The sequence below is a fragment of the Streptomyces sp. NPDC058291 genome (assembly GCF_042880855.1).
GTDB lineage: Bacteria > Actinomycetota > Actinomycetes > Streptomycetales > Streptomycetaceae > Streptomyces.
In genome coordinates, this window is record NZ_JBHVYK010000008.1 from 83,966 (window position 1) to 102,252 (window position 18,287).

Below are 18,287 nucleotides of genomic sequence, written 5' to 3' on the forward strand. Positions count from 1 at the left end.
CGTGGCGTCGTGGCGTCGTGGCGTCGTGGCGTCGTGGCGTCGTGGCGTCGTGGCGTCGGGACGAGGGGGACGTCGTCGCCGGGGTTGGTCCACCATGTACTCATGAGCGAACCGATCAGGATTGGTGGAGATCGAGGCGTTCGCGGTGGTGGGCGAGTGACACCGGTCGGGGCCCCGCTGGTGCGGGAGATGACGCTCGCGGACGTGGAGCGCGTCTCGGAGATCCGCGTCCGCGGCTGGCAGCGGGCCTACCGGGGCCTGATGCCACGGTCGTACCTGGACGCGCTGAGCGTCGCCGAGGACGCCGCGAACCGCCGGGCCGGCTTCGGGCAGGGCGGCGCCGACGTGGTGAACCTGGTCGCCGAGCGGGCCGGGACGGTGGTCGGCTGGGCGGCCCTGGGCGCTTGCCGGGACAGCGAAGTCCGCACGGCCGAAGCCGAGTTGTACGCCCTCTACGTGGCCGTCGAGCACATCGGCACGGGCGTGGGGCGCGTCCTGCTCGACGCGGCGGCACGGCGTGCCGAGGCCCTCGGGCACCCCGTGATGCGGCTCTGGGTGCTCAGGGACAACGTCCCGGCCCGCCGCTTCTACGAGCGGGCCGGATTGCCCGCGGACGGCGCCGAGACGTCCTTCGAGGTGGCGGGCGTCGCCGTGCCCGAGGTGCGCCACGGGGGACGTCTGCCCCTGCGAAGCCCCTCCCCCACGGCTTGAGCGCTCACACCCGTCCGTCCTGAGGGTGCGTCAGCGCCGCACAGATTCAGCTTTTCTGATGACGCGTCACCTCTGCCGGGGGATCCGGGCCAGGGCGTGCACGGCCGCCTGCGCCAGCACCGGGTGGGCCAGGGCGTCGTTCAGCACCGGTCGGGCCCGCCCGTCGCCCAGCGCGCCCAGCCCCTCCACGCAGGCGAGGGCCACCCGCCGGTAGGGGTCGTGCGGCCGCAGCCGCCGCTGGAGCGTCGTGATCAGCGCGGGCACCGACTCGGGCGCGCGCAGCTCCACCAGCAGCCGGACGGGGTGCAGGGCGTAGGCGACCCGCAGTTCATTGGTTGCCAGGGCGGCCGCGGCGCGGGCGGTGCGGGGGTCGCCGAGGCGGGCCAGCGCGTGGGCGGCGGAGGCGCAGCGCGGCGGATCCCGGTGGTTCAGCAGCAGGACGAGCGTCTCGAAGGCGCGCCGGTCCCCGGCCAGGCCCAGCCGGAACGCGGCCAGTTCCCTGGCCCACAGGGGCTGCCCCGGCTCGGTGAGCAGGTCGGCCAGTTCGTCGGGGTCCGCGGCGGCCGCCAGCCGCTCGTACGCGGCCGTCGCGCCGGCCTCGCGCCGTAAGCGCTCCGTGAGGGATCGCAACTCTTCGTCCATGTGCCGAGCCTAGGACAGGCTCCCGGGGCATACGGCGCGCGGCGGCACACGGGAGCACGAGCGGGCGCATGACCCCCTGCCCGGAGCGGGACGGCCGGCGCCCGACGCGTGACCCGATGCGGAACACGTCACAGGGAAGGGGGCTGGCGCGCTCGTTACCCACCGGTTAAGCTCATACGAGCGAGACATCCACTCGCAGCACCTCTCGTGGCGGCCTGGTGACGCAGTCGCCGCGAGACGTCGGTTCGGTACCACGCGTACCGCTGTACGACCCGGCCACGGGACAGGGCCGGTCGGATCCCCCGTTCGTCTCCGGGCGTGTGCACGCCCGCGGCGACGGCACCGGGCGTGTGCGCTCGCAGCCCGGCAACAACACCCGCACTCCTTTCCGTGCACCCGGTGCGCCCGGGCCTCGCAGAGGTCTCTCCGGCGCACCCGGGCGCATTTCCCAGTCGTCACCTCATTCCTGGAGTCCCGCGATGGCCGCTCCCCTGTCCGACACCCCTCTGTCCCCGCTCCAGACGATCGCCGTCATCGGCCTCGGCACCATGGGCACCGGCATCGCCGAGGTCCTGGCCAAGGCCGGCCGCGAGGTGATCGGCGTCGACGTCAGCGAGACCCAGGCCGCGCGGTCCCTCGCCGCGCTGGAGACCTCCACCGCCCGCGCGGTGCAGCGCGGCCGGCTCACCGAGCAGGAGCGCACGGCCGTCCTGGCCCGCGTCCGCGTCTCCACCGACCTGCGCACGGCCGCCGACGCCGACCTGGTCATCGAGGTGGCTCCCGAGTCGTACGAGATCAAGCAGCAGATCTTCCGTGACCTGGACGCGATCGTGCGTCCCGAGACCATCCTGGCCACCGGCACCAACGCGCTCTCCGTCACCCGCCTCGCCGCCGAATCGGCGCGCCCCGAGCGGGTGTTGGGCCTGCACTTCTTCAACCCGGCGCCGGCGATGAAGCTGGTCGAGGTGGTCTCCTCGGTGCTGACCGCGCCGGCCGCCGTCACCGCCGTCACCGAGCTGGCCCTCGACCTCGGCAAGGAGCCCGTCGCGGTCGGCGACCGGCCCGGCTTCGTCGCCGACGGCCTGCTGTTCGGCTACCTCAACCAGGCGGCCGCGATGTACGAGGCCCGCTACGCCTCCCGCGAGGACATCGACGCCGCGATGCGGCTGGGCTGCGGCCTGCCGATGGGCCCGCTCGCACTGCTGGACCTGATCGGCGTCGACACCGCCCGCACGGTCCTGGAGGCCATGTACGCCGAGTCCCACGACCGGCTGCACGCCCCCGCGCCCATCCTCAAGCAGCTCAGCGAGGCCGGCCTGACGGGCCGTAAGTCGGGCCGCGGCTTCTACACCTACGACGCCCCCGGCAGCGCGACGGTCGTCCCGGACGCGCTGACGCCGCTGTCCGGCGGGGCCGGGTCGGCCGGCCGGCCGGTCGCCTCGGTCGGCGTCGCCGGCTCCGGCACCATGGCCTCCGGCATCGCCGAGGTCTTCGCCAAGGCCGGCTACGACGTCGTCCTCGCCGCCCGCAGCGAGGAGAAGGCGCAGACCGCCAAGGCCCGGATCGGCACGTCGCTGTCCCGCTCGGTCGACAAGGGCCGGCTGACCGCGGAGGCCGCCGCGCAGATCCTGGACCGGATCACCCCGGCCGGCTCCTACGACGCGTTCGCCGACGTCGACCTGGCCCTGGAGGCGGTCGCCGAGGACCTGGAGGTCAAGCAGCAGCTGTTCGCCGTCCTGGACAAGGTCTGCAAGCCGGGCGCGGTCCTCGCCACGACGACCTCCTCGCTGCCGGTCGTCGCCTGCGCCCGCGCCACCTCGCGCCCGCAGGACGTGATCGGGATGCACTTCTTCAACCCGGCGCCGGCCATGAAGCTGGTCGAGGTGGTCCGCACCGTGCTGACGGCCGACGACGTCCACGCGACGGTCCGCGAGGTGTGCGCCCGGATCAAGAAGCACGCCGTCGACTGCGGGGACCGCGCGGGCTTCATCGTGAACGCGCTGCTCTTCCCGTACCTCAACAACGCGATCAAGATGGTGCAGGAGCACTACGCGACCCTCGACGACATCGACGCGGCGATGAAGCTGGGCGGTGGCTATCCGATGGGCCCCTTCGAGCTGCTGGACGTGGTCGGACTCGACGTCTCGCTCGCGATCGAGAAGGTCCTGCACCGCGAGTTCCGCGACCCGGGCCTGGCCCCGGCCCCGCTCCTGGAGCACCTGGTGGCCGCGGGCTGCCTCGGCCGCAAGACCGGCCGTGGCTTCCGCGAATATGCCCGCCGCTGACGGGCCCGGCGACCGGCGCCCCGCGCGCGAGGACTGGGGCGGGCTGCTCGGACCCGGCGGCGGGCCCCCGCCCGCCGGGGTCGGGGGGAGACCCGGACACGCGCACCGAGCTGCGCACATGCAGTACGTTCGGGTCATGTCCCAGCCCGCCAGGTCCTCACGCACACCCGTCACGCCCGACGCGCCCGAGAGCGCCGCGGGCAGCCGCGCGGCCGCCCAGCGGCTCAAGATGCGCCGAGAACTGGCGGCCGCGGCCATGGAGCTGTTCTCCACGAAGGGGTACGAGGCGACCACGGTCGACGAGATCGCGGCCGCGGCCGGGGTCGCCCGCCGCACCTTCTTCCGTCACTTCCGCTCCAAGGAAGAGGCGATCTTCCCCGACCACGACGACACCCTGATCCGGGCGGAGGCCGTGCTCAACGCGGCCCCCGCGCACGAGCATCCGCTCGACACGGTGTGCCGTGGCATCAAGGAGGTCATGAGGATGTACGCGGCCCGGCCGGAGATCTCGGTCGCCCGCTACAAGCTCACGCGCGAGGTGCCCACCCTGCGCGAGGCGGAGATCGCGTCGGTGGCCCGCTACGAGCGCCTCTTCACCCGCTACCTCCTCGGCCACTTCGACGAGCACGCCCACGACGACGACGCCAACGACGACCCGCTGCTGGCCGAGGTGGCCGCGTCCGCCGTGGTCACCGCCCACAACCACGTGCTGCGGCGCTGGCTCAGGGCGGGCGGGCAGGGCGATGTCGAGGCCCAGCTCGACCACGCCTTCGCGATCGTCCGCAAGACCTTCGGCACGGGCATCGGAGCGGGCCGCAGCGGCGCGGGCGGCCCGCAGGCGGCTCCGGCGGCGGTCTCCGCGCAGGGCGAGGTGCTGGTGACGGTCGCCCGGACCGACGCCTCGCTGGACGAGGTCATGCGCACCATCGAGCAGGCGCTCAAGGAGCGCTGAGAGCCGCGGCGGGTCCCGATCGAGTCCGCTTGCCGCTGTGATGACGGCCACCCCTCGGGGTGGCCGTTTTGGCATGTCAGAGCACCTTTTCGCGCGGATTTCCGACCGCGTTCGATCGATCATCGCTCATGTGTTACGTAAAGATTTCATCTGAGAGGAATTTCTGGCACTCAGTGCCTTGCGAGGTGACACGCGGTGTCATACGTTGAAGGTGTCCGGGCGGCCGGCGTGCAGAGACCATACGTACGCCGGCTGTCCCCGCAACCCCATGGATTGCGCGCCCGGACGCCTGCGTCACAGGCAACCTCCCGCGCCACAAAGCGCTGCCGAACAGCACCCGCCGAACCGACGGCACGTTCCATCCCACCCTCAGCAGCACCGCCGTAACCCTCAGCGCCCCGCCCTCAGGGCGCTCACCGCCGGAGGCAACACCGTGACCATGCAGAAGATCCTGGACGCGATCCAGTCGCCGGAGTCCACCCCGGCCGACTTCGCCGCTCTGCCGCTCCCCGAGTCCTACCGCGCGATCACCGTGCACAAGGACGAGGCGGAGATGTTCGCCGGCCTGGAGACCCGCGACAAGGACCCGCGCAAGTCGATCCACCTGGACGAGGTGGCACTGCCCGAGCTCGGACCGGGCGAGGCCCTGGTGGCCGTCATGGCCTCCTCGGTCAACTACAACTCGGTGTGGACCTCGATCTTCGAGCCCGTGTCGACGTTCTCCTTCCTGGAGCGCTACGGCCGGCTCAGCGAGCTCACCAAGCGGCACGACCTGCCGTACCACGTCATCGGCTCCGACCTCGCGGGCGTGGTCCTGCGCACCGGTCCGGGCGTCAACGCCTGGAAGCCCGGCGACGAGGTCGTCGCGCACTGTCTGTCGGTCGAGCTGGAGTCCTCGGACGGCCACAACGACACGATGCTCGACCCCGAGCAGCGCATCTGGGGCTTCGAGACCAACTTCGGCGGCCTCGCGGAGATCGCCCTGGTCAAGTCCAACCAACTGATGCCCAAGCCGGACCACCTGAGCTGGGAGGAGGCGGCGGCCCCGGGCCTGGTCAACTCCACCGCCTACCGCCAGCTGGTCTCCCGCAACGGCGCCGGCATGAAGCAGGGCGACAACGTGCTGATCTGGGGCGCCAGCGGCGGCCTCGGCAGCTACGCCACGCAGTTCGCGCTGGCCGGCGGCGCCAACCCGATCTGCGTCGTCTCCTCGCCGCAGAAGGCGGAGATCTGCCGGGCCATGGGCGCCGAGGCGATCATCGACCGCAACGCCGAGGACTACAAGTTCTGGAAGGACGAGCACACGCAGGACGCGAAGGAGTGGAAGCGCTTCGGCAAGCGCATCCGCGAGCTCACCGGCGGCGAGGACATCGACATCGTCTTCGAGCACCCGGGCCGCGAGACCTTCGGCGCCTCGGTCTACGTCACCCGCAAGGGCGGCACCATCACCACCTGCGCCTCGACCTCCGGCTACATGCACGAGTACGACAACCGCTACCTGTGGATGTCCCTGAAGCGGATCATCGGCTCGCACTTCGCCAACTACCGCGAGGCCTGGGAGGCCAACCGGCTGATCGCGAAGGGCAGGATCCACCCGACGCTGTCGAAGGTCTACTCCCTGGAGGAGACCGGCCAGGCCGCCTACGACGTGCACCGCAACCTCCACCAGGGCAAGGTCGGCGTCCTCGCGCTGGCCCCCGAGGAGGGGCTGGGCGTGCGCGACGAGGAGAAGCGCGCCCAGCACATCGACGCCATCAACCGCTTCCGCAACATCTGAGACACCCGAGGTCATAGATGACTGAGCGTCAGTTCGCCGAAGGAAAGCGGGAGAAGGACCGGCCGTGGCTCATGCGCACGTACGCCGGTCACTCCACGGCCGAGGCGTCCAACGAGCTGTACCGGCGCAACCTCGCCAAGGGTCAGACGGGTCTGTCGGTCGCGTTCGACCTGCCCACCCAGACCGGCTACGACTCCGACCACGTCCTCGCCCGCGGCGAGGTCGGCCGGGTCGGCGTGCCGGTGGCCCACCTCGGCGACATGCGCAGGCTGTTCCAGGACATCCCCCTGGAGCAGATGAACACCTCGATGACGATCAACGCCACCGCCATGTGGCTGCTGGCGCTCTACCAGGTCGTCGCCGAGGAGCAGGGTGCGGACGTCACCAGGCTCCAGGGCACGACCCAGAACGACATCGTCAAGGAGTACCTGTCCCGGGGGACGCACGTCTTCCCCCCGGGACCGAGCCTCCGGCTGACGACGGACATGATCGCGTACACGGTCTCCCACATGCCGAAGTGGAACCCGATCAACATCTGCAGCTACCACCTGCAGGAGGCCGGGGCCACACCGGTGCAGGAGATCGCGTACGCGATGTCCACCGCGATCGCCGTGCTGGACGCCGTCCGCGACTCCGGACAGGTCCCGGCCGAGAAGTTCGGCGACGTCGTCGCACGCATCTCCTTCTTCGTGAACGCGGGCGTGCGCTTCGTCGAGGAGATGTGCAAGATGCGCGCCTTCGGCCGCATCTGGGACCGGGTCACCCGCGAGCGCTACGGCATCGAGAACCCCAAGCAGCGCCGCTTCCGCTACGGCGTCCAGGTCAACTCCCTGGGGCTGACCGAGGCGCAGCCGGAGAACAACGTCCAGCGGATCGTGCTGGAGATGCTCGCCGTGACGCTGTCGAAGGACGCCCGCGCGCGGGCCGTCCAGCTGCCGGCCTGGAACGAGGCGCTCGGGCTGCCCCGGCCCTGGGACCAGCAGTGGTCGCTGCGCATCCAGCAGGTCCTGGCCCATGAGAGCGACCTGCTGGAGTACGAGGACATCTTCGAGGGCTCGCACGTCGTCGAGGCGAAGGTCGCCGAGCTGGTGGACGCGTCCCTCGCGGAGATCGACCGGATCCAGGAGATGGGCGGCGCGATGGCCGCCGTCGAGTCCGGCTACCTCAAGTCGCAGCTCGTCTCCTCGCACGCCGAGCGCAGGGCCCGGATCGAGTCCGGGCAGGAGAAGATCATCGGCGTCAACATCTTCGAGACGACCGAGCCCAACCCGCTGACCGCCGATCTCGACACCGCGATCCAGACGGTCGACCCGGCGGTCGAGGCGCGTGTCATCGCCTCCCTGCAGCACTGGCGCGACACCCGGTACCAGCCGCCCTTCAACCACCCGCGCCCGTGCAAGGCGCTGGAGAAGCTGAAGGAGGCGGCCAAGGGCACCGCCAACCTCATGGAGGCCACCCTGGAGTGCGCCCGCGCCGGCGTCACGACCGGCGAGTGGGCCGGGGCGCTGCGCGAGGTGTTCGGCGAGTTCCGCGCCCCGACCGGGGTCTCGTCGGCGCCGGTGGCGGTTCCGGCGGAGGCGGGCTCGGCCATGGCCGACGTCCGCCGCAGGGTCGAGGTGACCGCGCACGACATGGGCGTCGGCAAGCTGCGCTTCCTGGTCGGCAAGCCGGGCCTGGACGGGCACTCCAACGGCGCCGAGCAGATAGCCGTGCGCGCGCGGGACGCCGGGTTCGAGGTGGTCTACCAGGGCATCCGGCTGACGCCCGAGCAGATCGTGGACGCGGCGCTGGAGGAGGACGTGCACGCCGTGGGCCTGTCCATCCTCTCCGGCTCGCACGCCCAATTGGTGCCGGACGTCCTCGAACGGCTCCGTGTGGCCGGTGCCACAGACATCCCGGTGATCGCCGGTGGCATCATCCCCCATGGAGACGCCGAACAGCTCAGGGCCGCCGGCGTGGCCGCGGTCTTCACCCCGAAGGACTTCGACATCACCGGAATCATCGGCCGCATCGTCGACGAGATCCGGAAAGCGAACAAGCTCGACCCCCTGGAGGTCCCCGCATGACCGCCCACCCGTCGCCCACCACCGCCCTTTCGGCGAGCGGCTCCGCCGCACACCCTCTCAACCGTCTGCGTCCGCGGCGCTCGTGTCTCGCCGTTCCGGGCAGCAACCCCCGGTTCCTGGAGAAGGCGCAGGGCCTCCCGGCGGACCAGGTCTTCCTCGACCTGGAGGACGCGTGCGCGCCGCTCGCCAAGCCCGAGGCGCGGCACACCATCGTCAAGTTCCTCAACGAGGGCGACTGGACGGGCAAGACGCGTGTGGTCCGGGTCAACGACTGGACGACCGAGTGGACGTACCGCGACGTCGTGACGGTGGTCGAGGGCGCCGGTCCCAATCTCGACTGCATCATGCTGCCGAAGGTGCAGAACGCCCAGCAGATCGTCGCGCTGGACCTGCTCCTGACGCAGATCGAGAAGACCATGGGCTTCGAGGTCGGCAGGATCGGCATCGAGGCGCAGATCGAGAACGCGCGGGGCCTGAACAACGTCAACGAGATCGCGCAGGCCTCGCCGCGCATCGAGACGATCATCTTCGGCCCGGCCGACTTCATGGCGTCGATCAACATGAAGTCGCTGGTCGTGGGCGAGCAGCCGCCCGGCTACCCGGCGGACGCCTACCACTACATCCTGATGAAGATCCTGATGGCCGCCCGGGCCAACGACCTCCAGGCGATCGACGGCCCCTACCTGCAGATCCGCAACGTGGACGGCTACCGCGAGGTCGCCGGGCGGGCCGCCGCCCTCGGCTTCGACGGCAAGTGGGTGCTCCACCCGGGCCAGGTCGAGGCGTCCAACGAGATCTTCTCGCCGTCGCAGGAGGACTACGACCACGCCGAGCTGATCCTGGACGCGTACGACTACTACACGTCCGAGGCGGGCGGCAAGAAGGGCTCGGCGATGCTCGGCGACGAGATGATCGACGAGGCCAGTCGCAAGATGGCCCTGGTCATCTCCGGCAAGGGGCGCGCGGCGGGCATGCGGCGCACGTCGAAGTTCGAGATCCCGGAGGCCTGAGCGCGATGCAGTTCGGACGCACCTACGAGGAGTTCGAGGTCGGGGCGACGTACAAGCACTGGCCGGGCAAGACGGTCACGGAGTACGACGACCACCTGTTCTGTCTCCTCACCATGAACCACCACCCCCTCCACATGGACGCGAACTATGCGGAGAAGACGACCGACTTCGGCAAGAACGTCGTCGTGGGCAACTACATCTACTCGCTCCTGCTCGGCATGTCCGTGCCGGACGTCTCCGGCAAGGCGATCGCCAACCTGGAGATCGAGTCGCTGAAGCACGTGGCGCCGACCTTCCACGGCGACACCGTCTACGGTCAGACGACCGTGCTCGACAAGTGGCCGTCGAAGTCGAAGAACGACCGCGGGATCGTCTACGTCGAGACCAAGGGCTACAAGCAGGACGGCACGCTGGTCTGCGTGTTCCGGCGCAAGGTCATGGTGCCGACCGAGACGTACATCAAGGAGCGCGGCGGCGAGCAGCCCGGCCGGCCCCGGCTCGAGGAGCAGGAGAAGTAGTCATGGCGCGACTCGCCCAGACCGCCGGTCTGACCGACGTCCAGCAGGAGATCCTCTCCACCGTCCGCGACTTCGTGGACAAGGAGATCATCCCGGTCGCCACCGAGCTGGAGCACCGAGACGAGTACCCGCAGCAGATCGTCGACGGCCTCAAGGAGCTGGGCCTGTTCGGCCTGATGATCCCCGAGGAGTACGGCGGTCTGGGCGAGTCGCTCCTCACGTACGCGCTGTGCGTCGAGGAGATCGCCCGCGGCTGGATGTCCGTCTCCGGCATCATCAACACCCACTTCATCGTGGCGTACATGCTCAAGCAGCACGGCACGCAGGAGCAGAAGGACCACTATCTGCCGAGGATGGCGGCCGGCGACGTCCGCGGCGCGTTCTCCATGTCGGAGCCCGCTCTCGGCTCGGACGTGTCCGCGATCACGTCGAAGGCGGTGAAGGACGGGGACGAGTACGTCCTCAACGGCCAGAAGATGTGGCTGACGAACGGTGGGACGTCGTCGCTGGTGGCCGTTCTGGTGCGCAGTGACGAAGGACACCCCGAGGGCACCGCCCGCCATAAGTCGATGACGACCTTCCTGATCGAGAAGGAGCCCGGCTTCGGCGAGGTCCGGCCCGGCCTGACCATCCCGGGCAAGATCGACAAGATGGGCTACAAGGGCGTCGACACCACCGAGCTCATCATGGACGGCCTGCGCCTTTCCGCCGATCGGGTGCTCGGCGGGGTCACCGGCCGAGGTTTTTACCAAATGATGGACGGAGTCGAGGTTGGGCGCGTGAACGTCGCGGCGCGTGGTTGCGGCGTCGCTCAGCGTGCCTTCGAGCTCGGCGTCCGCTACGCCCAGCAGCGGCACACCTTCGGCAAGCCGATCGCCCAGCACCAGGCGATCCAGTTCAAGCTCGCCGAGATGGCTACCAAGGTCGAGGCCGCCCATGCGATGATGGTGAATGCCGCGCGCAAAAAGGACTCCGGAGAACGAAACGACCTTGAGGCAGGGATGGCGAAGTACCTCGCCTCCGAGTACTGCAAGGAGGTCGTGGAGGACTCCTTCCGGATCCACGGCGGGTACGGCTTCTCCAAGGAGTACGAGATCGAGCGCCTCTACCGTGAGGCCCCGATGTTGCTGATCGGTGAAGGCACCGCCGAAATCCAGAAAATGATCATCGGGCGCAGGTTGCTCGAGGAGTATCGGTTCCAGGGCTGATTGTCCGGGTTGGGGGTGTTTTCTTCGAGAAGAAGATCACACCCTGTCAACTTCCCCCGCCCGTCGACTCCGCTTCCTGGCTTACCCAGTTGTGGCCCCGAACCGCTACGATCGCGGAAAGCCGCCGTCCCCCCGTCGAAGCGCGGCATCATCCGCTACGAAGGTCATCCATGCCCCACAGCCAAACCTCTGCACACCGCGACAGCCTGGTAGGCGCACGCCTCGCGCGCGGAGCATCGCCGTGGCTCCTGCCGACCGTCGCCACCGCAGCCGTCAGCCTGCTGCGCGCCCGCCGCTCGGGCGCCGCCAAGGCCGTCGCCGTGCCCGCCACCGCTCTCGCGGCGGGCATGCTGTGGTTCTTCCGCGACCCCGAGCGCGAGATCGCCCCGGGCCGGGTCATCTCCCCCGCAGACGGTGTGGTGCAGAGCATCATGCCGTGGAAGGACGGACGCACCCGGGTCGCGATCTTCATGAGCCCGCTCAACGTCCACGTCAACCGCGCGCCGCTGGCCGGCACCGTGACGTCGGTCGAGCACATCCCCGGCGGGTTCGTGCCGGCGTTCAACAAGGAGAGCGAGAACAACGAGCGCGTCGTCTGGCACTTCGACACCGAGCTCGGTGACATCGAGATGATCCAGATCGCCGGAGCCGTCGCGCGCCGCATCGTCCCCTACATCCCCGAGGGCACGAAGGTCGAGCAGGGCGAGCGGATCGGCCTGATCCGCTTCGGCTCGCGCGTCGACGTCTACCTGCCCGAGGGCGTGGAGGTAGCGGTCGAGGTGGGGCAGAAGACCGTGGCAGGGGTGACTCGCATTGACCGTGATTGACCCGGAGACCCAGGCGGGCTGGGTGCCCGAGGCGGACGACGTGGACGACGAGGAGGAGATGCCCCTCTCTCTGCGTCTGTCGATAGCGGACACCCTCACCCTCGGCAACGCCACGTGCGGCTTCATGGCGGTGTACTTCACCACCACGGGCATCCTGATCCCGCACCTCACCGGCAGCCAGGAGTCGGGCATGGCCCGGCACAGCGCGGCCACGGCCGTCATCCTGATGCTCTGCGCGGCCGTCTTCGACCTCTTCGACGGCCTGGTCGCGCGCAAGCTGCGCTCCTCGCCCATGGGCGCGGAGCTGGACAACCTCTCGGACCTGATCAGCTTCGGCCTGGCCCCGGCGTACTTCGTCCTGGTCTACGGCATGGTCGCCGACGACGCGCACCAGCGGGTCGCGGCGGTCGGCGCGATCGTGGTGCTGCTCGCCGTGGTGCTGAGGCTCGCGAGATTCTCGTGCGTCACCGTCAAGGACGGCACCTTCCAGGGCATGCCGTCGCCGTTCGGCGCGCTCACGGTCGTCTCGATCGTGCTCCTGGAGCTGCCCTTCGCGGCAACGCTGATGGCCATCCTGGGCACCGCCTGGCTGATGGTGAGCCGGGTCGAGTACCCGAAGCCGCGAGGCCGCCTCGCCGGCGCGATGCTCGCCTGGATCGTGCTGTCGATGGGGCTGCTGGCGGCCTGGGCGTTCGACGCCCCGAGCGGTCAGCTCCTGCTCCAGACGGGCTGCGCGCTGCAGCTGGTCATGGGCGCGGTCATCCCGCTGTTCGCCACGGCCCGCCGGGTGAACAACTTCCGTGACAACCGACGCGAGGCCCGGGCGGCGCAGCTGCCGTGACGGACGACGGTCGTCGAACGACCGAAGGGGCCCGAACCATCCGGTTCGGGCCCCTTCGGTCGTCCTGGCGCCGGTCGGACCGCCCTCAGGTCAGGAAGTCGCGTCCGATCTGCTCGGCGACCCGTTCCAGGATGGGCCCCGCGTCCGAGATGCACGTGGCGACGTCCGGCTCGGCGTCGGTCAGCGGGTACGCGCGCCGGATGCCGGCCCGTCCCAGCGCCTCGGGCGGGAGCGCCAGCCGCCCGCACACCGCGACGACCTCCTTGCCGGCCGCGCGGGCGGCCGCGGCGACGCCCGCGGGGGCCTTGCCGTGCAGGGTCTGCTCGTCCAGCGACCCCTCCCCGGTGATGACCAGCTCGGCCGGTTCCAGGGCCGCCGCGAAGCCCAGCACGTCGAGCATGACCTCGATGCCGGCGCGGAAGCGGGCGCCGACCAGCAGCGCCCCGTAGCCGATGCCGCCCGCGGCGCCCGCGCCCGGTGCGACGGCGTACTCCGCAGCCTTCGGGCCCACCTCGGTCTCCAGGACCTTCGCGTAGTGGGCGAGCGCCGCGTCCAGCGTCTCGACGTCGTCGGGCGCGGCGCCCTTCTGCGGACCGTAGACCGCCGGCGCGCCCTTCGGGCCGGTCAGCGGGTTGTCGACGTCGCTCGCCAGGACCAGTTCCACGGTCGACAGGCGAGGATCCAGCTGCGAGAGGTCCGCCCGGGCCAGGTCCGCGAGTCCGCCGCCGCCCGGCGCGACCGGCTCGCCGTCCGCGTCGAGGAACCGGGCGCCGAGCGCGGACAGCATGCCCGCGCCACCGTCGGTGGTCGCACTGCCGCCGACGCCGAACACGATCGTCCGCACGCCCGCGTCCAGTGCGGCGCGCAGCAGCTCCCCGGAGCCGTAGGTCGACGCCGTGAGCGGGGCGAAGGCGCCGGCCGGGAGCCGTTGCAGCCCGCTCGCCTCGGCCATCTCCACGACCGCGGTGTCGCCGCGCACCGCGAACGCCGCGGCGACCTCGTGTCCGAGCGGCCCGGCGACCCGGACCTCCCGGCGTTCGAAGCCGGCCGCGACCGCCGCGGCCACGGTGCCGTCCCCGCCGTCGGCGACGGGCAGGGCCGTCACCTCGACGTCGGGTACGGCCCGGCGCAGCCCCGCCGTCACCCGCTCGGCGACCTCCACGGCCGTCAGCGAGCCCTTGAACTTGTCCGCGGCCACGAGCACCCGTCGGGTGCCCTGCGCTGCAGCGTCCGCCACCTTGCATCCCCTTGCTCTCCGGGCCCCGCGCACGTCAGGGCCAGTCGCGCCGCTGCGACCTTAACCGCCGGACGCCCCCTCCGTCATGCGGCGCCCGGTCCCTGGACCGGCCGGGCGAGGATGCGCGCACCGGTGGAAGCCGGGCGTGTCCCCCCGCGATCGGGTAGACCGGAGGCATGACTGCTGTGGACGGCCCGGCGGACCTCGCCGACCGCGTCCTCGGAGGCTGGCTGGGCCGGATCGCGGGCAACATGCTCGGCAAACCGGTCGAGCAGGGCGAGGTGTGGACGCGCGAGCGCATCGACCGCTGGCTGCGGCGGGCCGACGCCCTGCCGCTCACCGACTACCTGCCCGAGCCGGCCGACGAGGAGGACGCCCTCCTGCTGCGCCCGGAGTGGCGCGACTGCGTGCGCGGCCGCGTCCACGGCAGCTGCCGCGACGACGACGTGGACTACGCGATCCTCGGCCTCGACCTGCTGGAGACGCACGGCTTCGGCTTCAGCACCGAGCAGGTCGGCGATCTGTGGCTGTCGCGGCTGCCGTATCTGCAGACGTTCACCGCCGAGCGGGCCGCCTACCGCAACCTCACCGCAGGCCTGAAGCCGCCGCTGACGGCGACCTACGACAACCCCTACCAGGAATGGATCGGCGCCCTGATCCGCGCCGACGTGCACGGCTGGACCAGCCCGGGGCTCCCGCGCCGCGCCGCCTCCCTGGCCCGCCGGGACGCGGTGCTCTCGCACACCGGCAACGGCGTGTACGGCGCGATGTTCGCGGCGGCGCTGATCTCCGCGGCGTTCGTCGCGCCGACGGTGCGCCACGCCCTGGACGAGGCGTTGGCCGTCGTCCCGCCGGGCAGCCGCCTGGCGCGTACCGTGCGCCGCGTCGCCGCCCTCCACGCCACCCGGATGAGCTGGGAGGACACGCTCGCGACGATGACGCGGGAGACGGCGGGCCTGGGCTGGATCCACACCGTCCCCAACGTCGCCGTCCTCACCGCGGGACTGCTGTACGGCGACGGGGACTTCACCCGCACCCTCGCGCTCACCGTGCGCGGCGGGCTGGACACCGACTCCAACGGCGCGACGGCCGGGTCGGTGGCGGGCGTCCTCACGGGGGCGTCGGCGATCCCGCCCCAGTGGACGCAGCCGCTGCAGGACACCGTGCGCAGCGCGGTGTTCGGCTTCGACGGCGCCCGGATCAGCGAGTTGGCCCGGCGGACCGTACGGCTGGCCGAGGGCCACAGCCCTCCGGGGGAAGCCCCGCCGACCCAGGGACCGGGCGGCGCGCCGCCGTCTACCGTTCCCCCATGAGCACGTCCAGCAGCGACTTCGCCACCCATGTCGCCTCTCTGCCCCGGGTCCTGGCGGGCGCCGCCGCGCTGTTCCGCGACGCCGAGGGACGGGTCCTGCTCGTCGAACCCGGCTACCGGGAGGGCTGGGGCCTGCCCGGCGGCACGATCGAGTCCGACGACGGCGAGAGCCCGCGCCAGGGCGCACGGCGCGAGACGCTGGAGGAGATCGGTCTGGACCGCGAGCTCGGACGGCTGCTCGCCGTGGACTGGACGGTCGGCCCCGGCCGTCCGCCGCAGGTGGCGTACGTGTACGACGGCGGAGTCCTCGACGAGGAGGCTCTCGGGGCGATCGAGCTGCAGGAGGAGGAGTTGCTGTCCTGGCGGCTGGTGCCGCGCGAGGAGCTCGCCGACTTCCTGCTCGGCTCACTGGGCCACCGGGTGCTGGCGGCCCTGGACGCCCTGGCGGACGGCTCGGTGACGGCCGAACTGGAGAACGGCCGTCCGGTGGGCTGAGCGCTCAGCCCTCCACGTCCCGCGGCTTGCCGTCCACCTCGCGCAGCGCCTCGTCGCGGACGGCCGTGCGGGCCTCCGTGCGGTGGCCGCGCTCGATGTGGTCGCGGACGACGACCTCGACGGCGTCCTGCGGGCTGCCCACGCCGGTGAACACCATGACCTCGACGACGAGTTCGGCGTCGAGCGAGAGGGTGACCTTCGCCATGCCGGGACGGTAGCACCGGACGGGCCCGCCCCGGGGGCGTTGTCCGCTCGCGGCCGGCGCTGCCCCCGGCCTGCGCTCGGCCCATGGGCAAGCCCCTCGTCGCCATCCTCAGCTGGGCCGGGGTCTCCACGGACTCCGGCATCGCCCGGGGAACGCGGCGCCTAGAACAGCGTGGTCCCGCTGGGGGCGGCGCCGCTCTCGAACCGCAGCAGGCGCTGCTTGCGGTCCAGACCGCCGCCGTAGCCGGTGAGGCCGCCGCCGGCGCCGATCACGCGGTGGCAGGGGACGATGATGCCGACGGGGTTCCGGCCGTTGGCCAGGCCCACCGCGCGGGAGGCCGCGGGGCTGCCGAGGGCGCGGGCCAGCTCCCCGTAGCTTCGGGTCTCGCCGTACGGGATGGTGCGCAACCGGTCCCAGACGCTGCGCTGGAACGGGGTGCCGTGCAGCCGCAGTTCGAGCGTGAACTCCTTCGACTCGCCGGCGAAATAGGCGGCCAGCTGCTCCTCGGCCTCCCCGAAGAGGGTGTCGTCGCGGGGGCCGAAATCCTCCTGCGGTGGGCGGTGGCGCTGTCCGGTCATGTAGAGGCCGCACAGGACGCCCTCGTCCGCGACGAGGGTGAGGTCGCCGTAGGGGCTGTCGATGACGGTGTGCTGTTTCACGGAACGTCCTTGACGGAGTCAGACGGGAAGGAAGTTGATCGGGTGGACGTCGGTCGCCCAGAGGTACTGCGCGGCGTACGCCCGCCAGGGTCGCCAGGCGGCCGCGCGGGCGGTGAGCGCCGCGGGGGTGGAGGGCAGGCCCAAGTCCCGTGCGGCGCGCCGGATCCCGAGGTCGGTGGGGAGGAACGCGTCGGGGTCGCCCAGGGCGCGCATCGCGATGACGTCGACCGTCCAGGGCCCGAAGCCGGGCAGCGCGAGGAGCCGTTCGCGTGCTTGCGTCCAGTCGCTCTCCACCCCCAACGACAGCTTTCCACCGACCAGTTGGGCGACCAGGCCGGTGAGGGTGGCGCGGCGGGTGCGCGGCATCGCCAGGGAGTCGGGATCGACGGCGGCGAGCGCCTCGGGGGTGGGGAAGAGGTGGGTGAGGCCGCCTTCCGGATCGTCGACCGGGTCACCGTGGGCGGTGACCAGCCGGGCCGCGTGGGTGCGGGCGGCAGCGGTGGAGACCTGCTGGCCCAGCACGGCCCGGACGGCGAACTCGGCCTCGTCGACCGTGCGCGGCACCCGGCGGCCGGGGGCCTTGTCCACCAGGGGAGCGAGCAGCGGGTCCGTGCGCAGTTGGTCGTCGACGGCGACCGGATCGGCGTCCAGGTCGAGCATGCGGCGGCACCGGCTGATGGCGACCGTGAGGTCGCGCAGGTCGCTGAGGGTGAGCCGGCAGCCGACGTGGTCGGGGTTCGGGGTGAGCGCCACGACGCCGTGCCCGTACGGCAGCCGGAGCGTGCGCCGGAACGCGCCGTCCCGCCACTCCTCCACTCCCGGGACGCCGGTCGCGGCCAGGTGCCCGAACAGGTTGTCGGGGTTGAGGGGAGCACGGAACGGGAGGCGCAGCACGAGCGTGCCCGGGGTGGCCGCGGGCAGGGAGGTCGTTCTGCGCGGGAGTCGGGTGCGCAGGGCGCTCGGGGAGAGCGCGAAGACCTCGCGGACGGTGTCGTTGAAGGTGCGCACGGAGGTGAAGCCGGCGGCGAACGCGACGTCAGCCATGGGCAGTTCGGTCGTCTCGACGAGGAGGCGGGCGGTCTGTGCCCGCTGGGCGCGGGCCAACGCGAGGGGACCCGCGCCGACTTCGGCGAGGAGCTGGCGCTCCACCTGGCGGGCGCTGTAGCCGAGACGGGCGGCGAGGCCGGGCACACCGTCGCGGTCGACGACGCCGTCGGCGATCAGCCGCATCGCGCGGGCCACCAGGTCGGCGCGCTGGTTCCATTCCGGTGAGCCGGGGCTGGTGTCGGGCCGGCAGCGCTTGCAGGCGCGGAAGCCGGCCTGCTGGCAGGCGGCGGCGCTCGGCTGGAAGACCATGTTCTCCGGCTTGGGCGGCACGACGGGGCAGCTCGGCCGGCAGTAGATGCCGGTGGTCAGCACCGCCGTGAAGAACCAGCCGTCGAAGCGCGCGTCCTTGGACCGCACGGCGCGCGCACAACGCTCTCGATCGGTGTACATCCCGTTCCGCATGCGTCCAGCATCGCCCCGCGGCCGCTCCCCCGC

At 71.5% G+C, this 18,287-nt stretch carries 17 protein-coding genes; 12 read left to right on the plus strand and 5 right to left on the minus strand.

Annotation, left to right across the window (positions count from 1 at the left end; genetic code table 11):
* Nucleotides 1-189: 189 nt before the first annotated feature.
* Nucleotides 190-711, plus strand: coding sequence for a GNAT family N-acetyltransferase (locus ACFVYK_RS06290; RefSeq protein ID WP_389769333.1), 522 nt, complete (start codon nt 190-192; stop codon nt 709-711).
* 66 nt (nt 712-777) lie between these two features.
* Here the strand turns inward: ACFVYK_RS06290 and ACFVYK_RS06295 are convergent, their stop codons facing one another.
* Nucleotides 778-1,353: an adenylosuccinate lyase gene (locus ACFVYK_RS06295; RefSeq protein ID WP_389769204.1), complete on the minus strand. Its 576-nt coding sequence runs from the start codon at nt 1,351-1,353 to the stop codon at nt 778-780.
* A gap of 479 nt (nt 1,354-1,832) precedes the next feature.
* Here ACFVYK_RS06295 and ACFVYK_RS06300 point away from each other — a divergent pair, with 479 nt between their 5' ends.
* From ACFVYK_RS06300 to pssA, 9 genes are all read left to right on the plus strand, one after another.
* On the plus strand, nt 1,833-3,638 hold the full coding sequence (locus ACFVYK_RS06300; RefSeq protein WP_389769206.1) for a 3-hydroxyacyl-CoA dehydrogenase family protein: 1,806 nt from the start codon (nt 1,833-1,835) through the stop codon (nt 3,636-3,638).
* Nucleotides 3,639-3,774: 136 nt separating this feature from the next.
* Nucleotides 3,775-4,590: a TetR family transcriptional regulator gene (locus ACFVYK_RS06305; protein WP_389769209.1), complete on the plus strand. Its 816-nt coding sequence runs from the start codon at nt 3,775-3,777 to the stop codon at nt 4,588-4,590.
* 439 nt (nt 4,591-5,029) lie between these two features.
* A complete protein-coding gene (ccrA, locus tag ACFVYK_RS06310) occupies nt 5,030-6,367 on the plus strand; it encodes a crotonyl-CoA carboxylase/reductase (protein ID WP_389769336.1) in 1,338 nt (445 codons plus the stop codon).
* Nucleotides 6,368-6,384: 17 nt separating this feature from the next.
* On the plus strand, nt 6,385-8,433 hold the full coding sequence (locus tag ACFVYK_RS06315; RefSeq protein WP_389769211.1) for a protein meaA: 2,049 nt from the start codon (nt 6,385-6,387) through the stop codon (nt 8,431-8,433).
* Complete coding sequence (locus ACFVYK_RS06320; RefSeq protein WP_389769214.1) at nt 8,430-9,443, plus strand: HpcH/HpaI aldolase/citrate lyase family protein; 1,014 nt, start codon at nt 8,430-8,432, stop codon at nt 9,441-9,443. Before ACFVYK_RS06315 ends, ACFVYK_RS06320 begins: the two co-directional genes overlap by 4 nt.
* A gap of 5 nt (nt 9,444-9,448) precedes the next feature.
* Entirely contained in the window at nt 9,449-9,961 is a 513-nt protein-coding gene (locus ACFVYK_RS06325) for a MaoC family dehydratase (protein WP_389769216.1), read from the plus strand.
* Nucleotides 9,962-9,963: 2 nt separating this feature from the next.
* Entirely contained in the window at nt 9,964-11,169 is a 1,206-nt protein-coding gene (locus ACFVYK_RS06330) for an acyl-CoA dehydrogenase family protein (protein ID WP_389769219.1), read from the plus strand.
* 170 nt (nt 11,170-11,339) lie between these two features.
* The gene (locus ACFVYK_RS06335; protein ID WP_329415105.1) at nt 11,340-11,996 is read left to right on the plus strand and encodes a phosphatidylserine decarboxylase; all 657 of its coding nucleotides are present in this window, start codon (nt 11,340-11,342) and stop codon (nt 11,994-11,996) included.
* A gap of 22 nt (nt 11,997-12,018) precedes the next feature.
* Entirely contained in the window at nt 12,019-12,837 is an 819-nt protein-coding gene (gene pssA / locus ACFVYK_RS06340; RefSeq protein WP_109004883.1) for a CDP-diacylglycerol--serine O-phosphatidyltransferase, read from the plus strand.
* A gap of 85 nt (nt 12,838-12,922) precedes the next feature.
* Here the strand turns inward: pssA and ACFVYK_RS06345 are convergent, their stop codons facing one another.
* A complete protein-coding gene (locus tag ACFVYK_RS06345; RefSeq protein WP_389769340.1) occupies nt 12,923-14,041 on the minus strand; it encodes a glycerate kinase in 1,119 nt (372 codons plus the stop codon).
* Between the two features lie 209 nt (nt 14,042-14,250).
* Here ACFVYK_RS06345 and ACFVYK_RS06350 point away from each other — a divergent pair, with 209 nt between their 5' ends.
* On the plus strand, nt 14,251-15,387 hold the full coding sequence (locus ACFVYK_RS06350; RefSeq protein WP_389769224.1) for an ADP-ribosylglycohydrolase family protein: 1,137 nt from the start codon (nt 14,251-14,253) through the stop codon (nt 15,385-15,387).
* Nucleotides 15,384-15,881, plus strand: coding sequence for an NUDIX domain-containing protein (locus tag ACFVYK_RS06355; RefSeq protein WP_389769228.1), 498 nt, complete (start codon nt 15,384-15,386; stop codon nt 15,879-15,881). Before ACFVYK_RS06350 ends, ACFVYK_RS06355 begins: the two co-directional genes overlap by 4 nt.
* A gap of 4 nt (nt 15,882-15,885) precedes the next feature.
* Here ACFVYK_RS06355 and ACFVYK_RS06360 read toward each other — a convergent pair whose 3' ends face one another.
* From ACFVYK_RS06360 to ACFVYK_RS06370, 3 genes are all read right to left on the minus strand, one after another.
* Nucleotides 15,886-16,086, minus strand: a complete 201-nt coding sequence (locus tag ACFVYK_RS06360; protein WP_389769231.1) for a DUF2191 domain-containing protein — start codon at nt 16,084-16,086, stop codon at nt 15,886-15,888.
* A 161-nt stretch (nt 16,087-16,247) separates the two neighbouring features.
* The gene (locus ACFVYK_RS06365; protein WP_389769234.1) at nt 16,248-16,745 is read right to left on the minus strand and encodes a methylated-DNA--[protein]-cysteine S-methyltransferase; all 498 of its coding nucleotides are present in this window, start codon (nt 16,743-16,745) and stop codon (nt 16,248-16,250) included.
* An 18-nt stretch (nt 16,746-16,763) separates the two neighbouring features.
* A complete protein-coding gene (locus ACFVYK_RS06370) occupies nt 16,764-18,254 on the minus strand; it encodes an AlkA N-terminal domain-containing protein (protein ID WP_389769236.1) in 1,491 nt (496 codons plus the stop codon).
* Nucleotides 18,255-18,287: the final 33 nt, after the last annotated feature.